The organism is Actinomyces polynesiensis, from assembly GCF_000820725.1.
GTDB lineage: Bacteria > Actinomycetota > Actinomycetes > Actinomycetales > Actinomycetaceae > Pauljensenia > Pauljensenia polynesiensis.
Window position 1 is genome coordinate 1 of sequence record NZ_CCXH01000212.1, and the last position, 10,526, is coordinate 10,526.

Annotated in this window: 10 protein-coding genes; 7 read left to right on the forward strand and 3 right to left on the reverse strand. The window is 71.6% G+C overall.

The window, feature by feature from the left end; all coding sequences use genetic code 11:
• The first annotated feature begins 251 nt into the window (after positions 1–251).
• The 7 genes from TA90_RS09145 (at position 252) to deoC (ending at position 7,586) form a co-directional block, all read left to right on the forward strand.
• Positions 252–1,808: an ABC transporter ATP-binding protein gene (locus TA90_RS09145; protein ID WP_043535896.1), complete on the forward strand. Its 1,557-nt coding sequence runs from the start codon at positions 252–254 to the stop codon at positions 1,806–1,808.
• Positions 1,805–3,055: an ABC transporter permease gene (locus TA90_RS09150; protein ID WP_052450703.1), complete on the forward strand. Its 1,251-nt coding sequence runs from the start codon at positions 1,805–1,807 to the stop codon at positions 3,053–3,055. Before TA90_RS09145 ends, TA90_RS09150 begins: the two co-directional genes overlap by 4 nt.
• The gene (locus tag TA90_RS09155; protein WP_043535897.1) at positions 3,052–4,335 is read left to right on the forward strand and encodes an ABC transporter permease; all 1,284 of its coding nucleotides are present in this window, start codon (positions 3,052–3,054) and stop codon (positions 4,333–4,335) included. The genes TA90_RS09150 and TA90_RS09155 overlap by 4 nt, the downstream gene beginning before the upstream one ends.
• An 85-nt stretch (positions 4,336–4,420) precedes the next feature.
• Positions 4,421–4,861, forward strand: coding sequence for a cytidine deaminase (locus TA90_RS09160; RefSeq protein WP_043535898.1), 441 nt, complete (start codon positions 4,421–4,423; stop codon positions 4,859–4,861).
• Positions 4,858–6,156, forward strand: coding sequence for a thymidine phosphorylase (locus tag TA90_RS09165; RefSeq protein WP_043535899.1), 1,299 nt, complete (start codon positions 4,858–4,860; stop codon positions 6,154–6,156). Before TA90_RS09160 ends, TA90_RS09165 begins: the two co-directional genes overlap by 4 nt.
• 113 nt (positions 6,157–6,269) lie before the next feature.
• Positions 6,270–6,800, forward strand: coding sequence for a hypothetical protein (locus TA90_RS09170; RefSeq protein WP_043535900.1), 531 nt, complete (start codon positions 6,270–6,272; stop codon positions 6,798–6,800).
• Positions 6,801–6,932: 132 nt separating this feature from the next.
• Positions 6,933–7,586 (forward strand): deoxyribose-phosphate aldolase, encoded by a 654-nt coding sequence (deoC, locus tag TA90_RS09175; RefSeq protein ID WP_043535904.1) that lies wholly within the window; start codon positions 6,933–6,935, stop codon positions 7,584–7,586.
• 331 nt (positions 7,587–7,917) lie between these two features.
• Here deoC and TA90_RS09180 read toward each other — a convergent pair whose 3' ends face one another.
• The 3 genes from TA90_RS09180 to TA90_RS09190 all read right to left on the reverse strand — a co-directional run.
• The gene (locus tag TA90_RS09180) at positions 7,918–8,235 is read right to left on the reverse strand and encodes a DUF2087 domain-containing protein (RefSeq protein ID WP_187120125.1); all 318 of its coding nucleotides are present in this window, start codon (positions 8,233–8,235) and stop codon (positions 7,918–7,920) included.
• Between the two features lie 31 nt (positions 8,236–8,266).
• Complete coding sequence (locus TA90_RS09185; protein ID WP_043535901.1) at positions 8,267–9,979, reverse strand: phospho-sugar mutase; 1,713 nt, start codon at positions 9,977–9,979, stop codon at positions 8,267–8,269.
• Between the two features lie 78 nt (positions 9,980–10,057).
• A partial coding sequence (locus tag TA90_RS09190) for a phosphorylase family protein (protein ID WP_043535902.1) occupies positions 10,058–10,526 on the reverse strand: 469 nt, incomplete at its 5' end.

Here is a 10,526-nt window from a genome sequence, read left to right on the forward strand (position 1 = left end):
CCGCCCTGCGCCCCCCGACGCGTCCCGCTGCCGCGCGGCCACGCCCGTCGCGCGCGTGCGCCGTCCCCCGGTGGACGGCGGATCCCACCCGGACCACCCACCGGACCCGCCCCACACCCTGCCTGTCGTGTCGACGTCCCTCGAGCGAGTAGGTTTGGTGCCGGAGCCGTCCCGGACCAGCTCGAATCCCGATAGACTGATCTGCCCGCCCGGACAGCGACGTCTCGGGTACCGAATCAGAAGGAACCGATGTGAAACTTGAATTGGAGGGGATCACCAAGGTTTTCGGGCCCCTCGTGGCCAACGACCACATCGACCTGGTCGTCGAACCCGGTGAGATCCACGCGCTGCTCGGGGAGAACGGCGCGGGCAAGTCCACTCTCATGAACGTCCTCTACGGGCTCTACCAGCCCGACGACGGGCGGATCGTCATCGACGGCACGCCCGTCTCCTTCCGTGGCCCGGGTGACGCCGTGGCCGCGGGCATCGGGATGGTGCACCAGCACTTCATGCTGGTCCCGGTCTTCACCGTCGCGGAGTCGGTGGCACTGGGCTACGAGCCCGCAGGGTTCGCCGGTGTCCTCGACAAGGCGGCAGCCCGCGCCAAGGTGGAGGAGCTGTCCGCACGCTTCGGTTTCGACATCGACCCCGATGCCGTCATCGAGGACCTGCCGGTGGGTGCCCAGCAGAGGGTCGAGATCATCAAGGCGCTCTCGCGTGACGCCAAGGTCCTGATCCTCGACGAGCCCACCGCCGTCCTCACCCCGCAGGAGACCGATGAGCTCATCGGCATCATGGGTGAGCTCAGGGCCGCGGGGACCTCCATCGTCTTCATCACCCACAAGCTCCGCGAGGTCCGCGCCATCGCCGACCGCATCACGGTGATCCGTCGTGGCAAGGTCGTCGGGGAGGCCCAGCCCACCTCCACCGAGTCCGAGCTCGCCTCGCTCATGGTCGGGCGTGCCGTGGACCTCGGCGTGGACAAGGCCCCCGCCGAACCCGGTGCACCGGTCCTGACCTTCGAGGACCTCTCCGTCCTCGACGAGGCCGGCCACGCCTCCCTCGACCACGTCAACCTCGAGGTCCGCGCCGGCGAGATCCTGTGCGTGGCGGGCGTCCAGGGCAACGGCCAGACCGAACTGTGCGAGGCCACGCTCGGCTCCGTGCGTCCGGACGCGGGCACCATCCGCCTGGGGGAGACGGACATCGCGTCGATGTCCATCCGCCAGCGCCTGGAGGCGGGCCTGGGGTACGTCCCCGAGGACCGCTCCGAGGACGGCATGATCTCCACGTTCACCATCTCGGAGAACATGGTCCTCGACCAGTACTACCGCGAGCCCTTCGCCAAGGGCATCTCGATGGACCTGGGGAAGGTCCGGGAGCACGCCGAGGCGCTGCGCGAGGAGTTCGACGTGCGCGTGACCTCCGTGGACGACCCGATCTCCACCCTGTCGGGCGGCAACCAGCAGAAGGCGATCCTCGCCCGCGAGCTCTCCCGCCCCCTGCGCGTCCTCGTCGCCTCCCAGCCGACCCGCGGGCTGGACGTCGGGTCGATCGAGTTCGTCCACTCCCGCATCGTCGAGGAGCGTGACAAGGGCACCGCGGTGCTCGTCGTCTCCACCGAACTCGACGAGGTCGCCGCCCTGGCGGACCGGATCGCGGTCATGTACCGCGGACGGATCGTCGGGGTCGTGCCCTCCGACACGTCCCGTGACGTCCTCGGCCTCATGATGGCCGGCGTCCCCCTGGAGGACGCCACGGCCGAGGCGGAGGCCCATCCCACCACCATCGAGGAGGTCGCAGAGTGAGTATCGTCCCGGACGGCCCGGCCTCACCCGAGGAGCTGGAGCCGAAGCGGAGCTCCAACTGGCTGACACGCATCATCCAGCAGTTCTTCAGTCCGTCGGTGGGAACCATCGCCATGGCGATCGGCATCGCGCTGGTCATCGGCGCCCTCATCGTCGCCGTGTTCGACGACGACGTGCAGCGCACCGCGGGCTACCTCTTCGCCCGTCCCGGCGACTTCTTCGGGGCGTTCGGCAGTGCCTTCGGAGGCTTCTTCACCTCCCTGGTGCGCGGCTCGCTCTTCGACTGGACCCAGTCCAGCGCGACGATGGCGTTCCGCTCCCTCACCGAGACCCTCACCCGTTCGGTGCCGCTGATCATCGCGGGCCTCGCCATCGCGGTGTCCTTCACCGCGGGCCTGTTCAACATCGGTGTCCAGGGCCAGTTGATCCTCGGTGCCGTCGTCGGTGGCTACATCGGCTTCCACTTCCAGCTCCCGGTCGTCCTCCACCTGGTCGTCGCCATCATCGGCGCGGTCATCGGCGGGGCCCTGTGGGGTCTGATCCCCGGCATCCTCAAGGCGAGGCTCGGGGCCAACGAGGTGATCGTGACGATCATGCTGAACTCGGTGGCCCTCTTCCTCGTCCAGTACGTGCTCACGACCCGCACCTTCATCGGCGAGGGCGGCTACCCCGGGAAGTCCCAACGGGTCCTGGACTCCGCGGTGTACCCGCTCATCGCGGGATCGGGATTCCGACTGCACCTCGGGTTCATCGTGGCGCTGCTGGCGGCGGTCTTCGTGTGGTGGCTCCTCAAGAGGTCCACCTTCGGCTTCGAGCTGCGGGCCGCGGGCGCCAACCCCTCGGCGGCGCGCACCGCCGGCATCAACGTCCCGCGCACCCTGATGCTCACCCTGGTCATCTCCGGCGCACTCGCCGGCCTGGCGGGCACCGCACCGGTGCTCGGCACCGAGAAGGTCATCACGAACGGCGTCGCCGGCTCCTACGGCTTCGACGCGATCACCGTGGCGCTGCTGGGACGCAACAGTCCCCTCGGCGTCGTCCTGGCGGGCCTCCTCTTCGGCGGCCTCAACGCCGGGGGTGCCCTCATGCAGGCCTCCGCGGGGATCCCCGTGGACATCGTCCAGATCACCCAGGCCATCATCGTGCTGCTCATCGCCGCCTCCGAGGCCATCCGCCACCGGCGGGTGCGCCAGTCGCTGGCGAGCCGCAGTGCGGAGGCCACCACCAAGGAAGGAGCGGCGGCATGAGCGCCCAGACCTCGGTCGCCCCTGCGGGAGCGACGACACCCCAGGACGTGGTGACCGCACCGGTGCACTGGCGCGACCCCGTCGTGTCGGCGCTCATGGCGGTCCTCACCCTCGTCATGGCACTGCTCTCCAGCGGCTCCTCGCGTGTGTCCTTCGCGGGCTCGACGTCCTGGTTCGCCATGGGCGAGGTCACCGTGCCGGCGGGCCCCGTCGGCATCGTCCTGACAGTGGTCGCCGTCGCCGCCACCGCTCTCATCTGGGTCCGCTCCCTCCAGCACCGCGAGGTGTCCGGATGGCTCATGGTGGTCGTGGGCGTGGCCCTCGTGCTGACCTTCCTCCTGTGGACGGTGGCCGACAAGCCCGGGGCCGTCCTCCCCGTCGTGTCACTGCTGGGAGGCGGTCTCCTCTTCGCCACCCCGCTCGTCTTCGGTGCCCTCTCAGGTGTCGTGTGCGAGCGCTCGGGCATCATCAACATCGCCATCGAGGGTCAGCTGCTGGCCGGCGCCTTCCTGGGCGTGGTCGTCGGGTCACTGGCCGGATCCCCCTGGGTCGGCCTCATCGGCGCCCCCATCGCGGGCATGCTGGTGGCGGTGCTCCTGGCGCTGTTCACCATCAAGTACCGGGCGGACCACATCGTCGTCGGCGTCGTGCTGAACATGCTGGTCCTCGGGGTGACCTCCTTCCTGTTCTCGACCCTGCTCAAGGACTCCCCCCAGGTCAACCAGGCGCTGAAGCTCCCCGTCATCGGCATCCCCGTCCTCAAGGACATCCCCGTGATCGGGCCCGTGCTGTTCAACCAGACGATCCTCGTGTACCTCATGTACATCGCGGTCGTCGTCCTGCAGTTCATGGTCTTCAATTCCCGGTGGGGCCTGCGCATGCGGGCCAGCGGCGAGCACCCGCGCGCAGCGGACACGGTGGGCATCAGGGTCAACCGCATCCGGTGGCAGAACGTCATCCTCGGTGGGGCACTGGCCGGACTGGGTGGGGCGTTCTTCACCTGCGCCCAGGGTCTGGCGTTCTCCAAGGACATGGCGGCCGGCAACGGCTTCATCGCCCTCGCGGCCATGATCCTGGGTCGCTGGAACCCCAAGGGGGCCTTCGGCGCGGCGCTGCTCTTCGGTTTCGCGACCAACCTGGGTGCCGTCATGCAGGCGGTCGGTGCGGGGATCCCCTCGCAGTTCCTCCTGATGATCCCCTACATCGTCACGATCCTCGCCGTCGCGGGCTTCGTGGGGGCCGTGCGCGCGCCGGCCGCGGAAGGGGTGCCCTACCCGTGACGGTGACACAGGTCCGCCCTCGTCGGTCCCGTCCCCGGCGCGCACGAGGGCGGGGCGCAGCGCGCCGTACGGAAGGACGACGACCATGACTGGGACGATGGGCACCACCGACGCCGCGACCTGGGCGATGCTGCACGAGGAGGCGGTGGCCGCGATGGGGCGCGCCTACGCGCCCTACTCGGGCTACCCCGTGGGTGCGGCCGCCCTGGTGGACGACGGGCGTGTGGTGACCGGGTGCAACGTGGAGAACGCGGCCTACGGGGTCGCGCTGTGCGCGGAGTGCGGCCTCGTCTCGGAGCTGGTGAACACCGGGGGTGGGCGCCTGGTCGCCTTCGCCTGCGTGAACGCGCACGGTGAGGCGATCTCGCCGTGCGGGAGGTGCCGACAGGTGCTGATGGAGCACGGGGGACCCGGGCTGCAGCTGGCCATGCCCGGTGGCACCATGACGATGGAGGAGGTCCTGCCCGGCGCGTTCGGGAGCCGGGACCTCGACGAGGTCAACGACGACATCCAGGAGGACAAGTGAGCACCGAACCCTTCGACGCGGTCGACGTCATCGCCACCAAGCGTGACGGCCGTCGTCTCGAGGACGCCCAGATCGACTGGGTCATCGACGCCTACACCCGAGGGGTCGTGGCCGATGAACAGATGTCGGCCCTGGCCATGGCCGTCTTCCTCAACGGCATGGACCGCGCCGAGATCAAGCGGTGGACCGACGCGATGATCGCGTCGGGGGAGCGGATGGACTTCGCGTCGCTGCCCCGTCCCACGGCCGACAAGCACTCCACCGGAGGGGTGGGCGACAAGATCACCCTGCCGCTGGCGCCCCTGGTGGCGGTCTTCGACGTCGCGGTGCCCCAGCTGTCCGGTCGGGGACTCGGCCACACGGGCGGCACCCTGGACAAGATGGAGTCCATCCCCGGATGGCAGGCCACCCTGTCCAACGAGCGCATCATGGAGATCCTCGGCACCGGTCCCGGAGCAGTCATCTGCGCGGCCGGGTCGGGGCTGGCCCCGGCGGACCGCAAGCTCTACGCCCTGCGCGACACGACGGCCACGGTGGAGTGCGTGCCCCTGATCGCCTCCTCGATCATGTCGAAGAAGATCGCGGAGGGCACGGGTGCCCTGGTCCTCGACGTCAAGGTCGGGTCCGGTGCCTTCATGAAGACCCGTGACCGCGCCGAGGAACTCGCCCGCACCATGGTGGACCTGGGCACCGACGCCGGTGTCGACACGGTCGCACTGCTCACCGACATGTCCACGCCGCTGGGGCTCACCGTCGGGAACGCCCTGGAGGTGCGCGAGTCCCTGGAGGTGCTGGCCGGTGGTGGTCCCGCCGATGTCGTGGAGCTGACGCTGGCCCTGGCCCGCGAGATGCTGCGCCAGGCGGGCCGCCCCGACGCGGACCCGGAGGCAGCGCTGAAGGACGGACGCGCCATGGACCGGTGGCGCGAGATGGTCCGCGCCCAGGGCGGGGACCCGGACGCGCCCCTGCCGGTGGCGAACCACCTGGACACCGTCGTCGCCGAGGCCGACGGCTACCTCACCCGTCTCGACGCCCTCTCGGTGGGGGTCGCGTCGTGGCGGCTGGGCGCCGGACGTGCCCGCAAGGAGGACCCCGTGCAGGCGGAGGCCGGCATCGAGATCCTCGCCAAGCCCGGGGAGCGTGTGGTGCGCGGTCAGCCCCTGCTCACCCTGCACACCCAGACCCCGGAGCGCTTCGAGCGCGCCCGCCAGGCACTGTCCGGAGCCATCACCATCGGTCCCGATGCCCCGGTCCTGCCCGGATCCGTGGTGCTGGGACGCATCGATCCGCGGTGAGCCCGGACCCGGGGCACGCGCGGCCCGGACGGGGGCGGACCTCCCTGCCCTCCCAGGTCGATCCGACGACCTGCGGGATAGCGGCACTCGCCGCGGTCGCCGCAAGGGCCGGTGTGCATCCCGCCTACCTCGACGCGACGCCGGGGCGACAGGCCCACGCCCAGCGTTCGCTGCACGCACTGGCCGCCCGGACCGGACACCCGTGGCCGCAGGCCTGGGGCACCTCCCCGTGGGCCTTGGGCCGTCTGGCGCACCGTGCCACCGGCCACCGGTACCGGATCATGTTCTGGGGGCCGTCCGCTCTCGCAGCGCTGGACGCCGCGCGGGCGCGCGGGTGGGACTCGTTCCTCTACGTCGGGGGCGGCTCCGCTGCCGGTGCGACGGGGGAGGGACACGGCCCGCTGCGACGTGGGCTCGAAGGCGCAGCGCGGGTGCTCGACCGGTGGGGGGCGGACCTGGTTCCGCGCCACGTCGTCGCACTGCTGGGCGATGATGGACCTGCGGGGGCCTGCGCGGTCTTCGAACCCTCGTCGGGAAGGGTCAGGGAGGTGCCACGCGCCTCCCTGGAGGGCCCGTGGCCGCTTCCCGGGCCCGAGTTCGGGCACTGGGCGCGGCCCCTGCTGGTCGTGGTGCCGGTGACCTGAGGACCGCCGCCCACGCACCCCCGACCGACAGGTCCGTCGCCCTCCCCGGTGGCGACGGACGACCGACCAGACCACCACGACACCGACACGATCCACCTCCGGCCGACAGCCGGGACCACACGAGGAGACACCATGACCACCCGAAGCGAACTCGCCGCGATGATCGACCACACCCTGCTCAAGCCCGAGGCGACGGACGCCGACGTCCGTGCCCTCGTCGCCGAAGCAGCCGAACTGGGGACGTACTCCGTGTGCGTCTCACCGTCCCTGCTGCCCGTCGAGGTCCCCGAGGGACTCCACGTCGCCTGTGTCTGCGGCTTCCCCTCGGGCGCGCACAAGCCGGAGGTCAAGGCCGCCGAGGCCGCCCGCGCCGTCGCCGACGGCGCGGAGGAGGTCGACATGGTCATCAACCTGGGCCTGGCCAGGCAGGGGGACTGGACCGGCGTCGAGGAGGACATCCGGGCCGTGCGCGAGGCCTGCCCGGGAGCACTCCTCAAGGTCATCATCGAGTCCGCGGTGCTCACCGATGACGAGATCGTCGCCGCCTGCCGGGCGGCCGAGACCGCCGGTGCCGACTACGTGAAGACGTCGACCGGTTTCCACCCGGCCGGTGGGGCCTCCGTGCACGCGGTGGAGCTCATGCGCCGGACCGTGGGGGACCGCCTGGGGGTCAAGGCCTCCGGCGGGATCCGCACCGCCGAGGCCGCGGAGGCGATGGTCGCCGCGGGGGCGTCCCGTCTGGGCCTGTCCGCCTCGCGGGCGATCCTGGAGTCCCTCCCCGCCTGACCGCGAGGTCCGCTCAGTTGCAGGGGTGAGGTCCGCCCTGTTCAGGCACCGAGGTCCGCTCAGTTGCAGGGGTGAGGTCCGCCCTCTTCGCGCACTGAGGTCCGCTCCCCTCCCGCGTCCCACCGCCGGGACCTCCACGTGGGGCGCAGGTGGAGCCGTTCGGAGTGACGGCCGCTCCCCGGTCCCGGAGGGTCCCGCGGCGTCCTCGCGCCCGGGGCCCGTCGGCCGTACCCGGGGCCCGTCGGCCGTACCCGGCGTGTGGGGTCCTGCCCGGGCCGGGGGCATCCCTCGGGCGGGGGGACCCGACGAGGGCGACCCGGGCCGGTCGCTCCTACGGGTGGGCCGTGCCTGTGGTGGGCGACGCCTCCGGCGGTACCTGCCCCAGCCAGCAGTCGGTCCCGTCCGCAGTGCGGTGCACCCGTCCGGAGTCGACGAGCAGCCTGCGCATGAGCACCGGGTCGTCCACGACACCGGCGAGACGCTCGGTGAGCCGACGTTCGTCGACGTGCTCGCCCTCGTCGAGGACCGACGCCGCCACCAGGTCGAGCACGGGCCCACGCGCCCCGTGCCGCCGCGGGAGGTCGCGGAGGCGTCCGTCCCTGAAGAACCGACGGCAGGCGTCCACATGTGCAGGGGAGTCGTGATCCACGGTCCCCAGCGTACGTGGGCGCCCGCTCGCCTCAGATCCCCAGCGCGGCCCTCATGTCGTCCTTGACGGCCTCCAGGCGCTGCGCCGCCGCGATCCGCGCAGCCGTCACGTCCCCGCCCTGGACTGGCACGATGACCTCGCAGTAGCACTTGAGCTTCGGCTCCGTCCCGGACGGACGCGCCACCACCCGGTCGTCGGCCGCGGTGCGGAAGGAGAGCCCGTCCGTCGGGGGCAGCTCGGGGGAGCCGAGCGAGAGGTCGATGGTCTCGACCACCTCCGACCCCGCCAGGGAGGGCACGCCGTGGGCACGCAGGTTCGCCATGCCGGTGGTGATCAGCGACAGGTCCTCCACCCGGATCGTCAGGGGGGAGGTGGCGTGGAGGCCGTACTCGACGGCCAGCTCGTCCAGGACACCCAGGAGGCTGTCCCCGCCCGACTTGCGCTGCCAGGCCAGGGTCGCCAACTTCAGGCAGGCCGAGATGCCGTCCTTGTCCCGCACGAACCCCGGGTCGACGCAGTAGCCGAGGGCCTCCTCGTAGCCGAAGACCAGGCCGTCCACCCTCGAGATCCACTTGAACCCCGTCAGTGTGTTGCGGTGGCCCACCCCGTGGCTCGCGGCGATGCGGCCCAGCAGGCGCGAGGACACGATCGAGTTCGCGAGGACTGCCCCGCGGGCGCTGACGCCCTCGCCGGAGCCCTCACCCTCGTGCTCGCGCGCCGCCTGCAGGCCCAGGACGTCTCCGACCTCGTCACCGCTGAGCTGGCGCCACCCGCCCTCGACGGTCGGGTCGGGCACGGCCGCGGAGCACCGGTCCGCGTCGGGGTCGTTGGCCAGGATGATGTCGGCGTCCACCCGCCGTGCGAGGTCCATGGACAGGTCCAGGGCACCGGGCTCCTCCGGGTTGGGGAAGCGGACGGTGGGGAAGTCCGGGTCGGGTTCCTGCTGCTCGGCGACCACGTGCACGTCCGCGAAGCCGGCGCGGTGGAGGGCCTCCAGTGCGGGCGCACCGCCGACCCCGTGCATCGAGGTCAGCACGATGCGCAGGTCCTTGTCCCCCGAGGGCACCAGGGAGACGGCGCGGTCGAGGTAGGCCTCGAGGATGTCCTCACCGAGCACCTCCCAGCCGTCCTCGGCGCGCGGGACGGAGGCGACGGAGGGGACGGCGCGGATCGCCTCGAAGATCTCGCTGTCGAAGGGGGGCACGATCTGGGCCCCCTGACTGGAGTCGGTCACGACGCGTCCGCCCAGGTAGACCTTGTAGCCGTTGTCCTCGGGCGGGTTGTGCGAGGCGGTCACCATGACGGCGGCGTCGCAGTCCAGGTGCCGCAGCGCGAAGGCGGTGACCGGTGTGGGGAGTGCGCGGGGCAGCAGGAACGCGCGCCCGCCCGCCGCCACGGCGACGGCCGCCGTGTCCAGGGCGAACCGGTGGGAGTTGTGGCGGGCGTCGTAGCCGATGACCACGGTGAAGCCGTCGCCGACGTGGTCGTGGAGGACCCTCATGAGTCCCGCCGCCGCGCGGATGACCACGGCGCGGTTCATGCGGTGGGGGCCGCCGCCGAGGTGTCCGCGCAGCCCGGCGGTGCCGAACTCGAGCAGACCCGCGAAGCGGTCCGCCAGCTCCGCGGCCGCCGCGCCGTCACCGCCCTCCGCGGCACCCAGCAGTGCGCTCAACTCCTCGGCAGTCACCCGGTCGGGATCGTCGTCGATCCACGTGCGCACGGCTTCCACGTCGTATGAGGTCATCGTTCCTCCGCTTCCATCCCCGGTCCTGGCGGCCGGTCGAATCCGGCCTCCCAGCCTAGCCTGCGCCACCGAGCGCCGTCAGCCCATCCTCGCCACGATGTCGGCCAGGAGCCGGGCGATACGGGGTGCGGCCTCCCGGCCGGCCTCCAGGACCTCGGCGTGCGACAGGGGATCGGGGGAGATGCCGGCGGCGAGGTTCGTCATCAGGGACAGCCCCAGGACCTCCATGCCCGCCTCGCGGGCCGCGATGGCCTCCAGGGTGGTGGACATCCCCACCAGGTCACCGCCGATGATGCCCGCCATGCGCACCTCGGCCGGGGTCTCGTAGTGGGGCCCGGGGAACTGGACGTAGACGCCCTCCGGCAGGGTCGCATCGACCTCGTGGGCGAGGTCGCGCAGGTGCTGGCTGTACAGGTCGGTGAGGTCGACGAAGGTCGCGCCCTCCAGCGGGGAGGTGGCGGTGAGGTTGATGTGGTCACGGATGAGGACCACCTGCCCGGGCGCCCACTCCGGGTTGAGGCCCCCGCAGCCGTTGGTGAGGACCACC

What these genes read in the sequence shown, in the direction of transcription:
- TA90_RS09155 (WP_043535897.1), top strand. Translation starts at nt 3,052, where the DNA reads ATGAGCGCCCAGACCTCGGTCGCCCCTGCGGGAGCGACGACACCCCAG.
- TA90_RS09160 (WP_043535898.1), top strand. Translation starts at nt 4,421, where the DNA reads ATGACTGGGACGATGGGCACCACCGACGCCGCGACCTGGGCGATGCTG.
- deoC (WP_043535904.1), top strand. Translation starts at nt 6,933, where the DNA reads ATGACCACCCGAAGCGAACTCGCCGCGATGATCGACCACACCCTGCTC.
- TA90_RS09185 (WP_043535901.1), bottom strand. Translation starts at nt 9,979, where the DNA reads ATGACCTCATACGACGTGGAAGCCGTGCGCACGTGGATCGACGACGAT.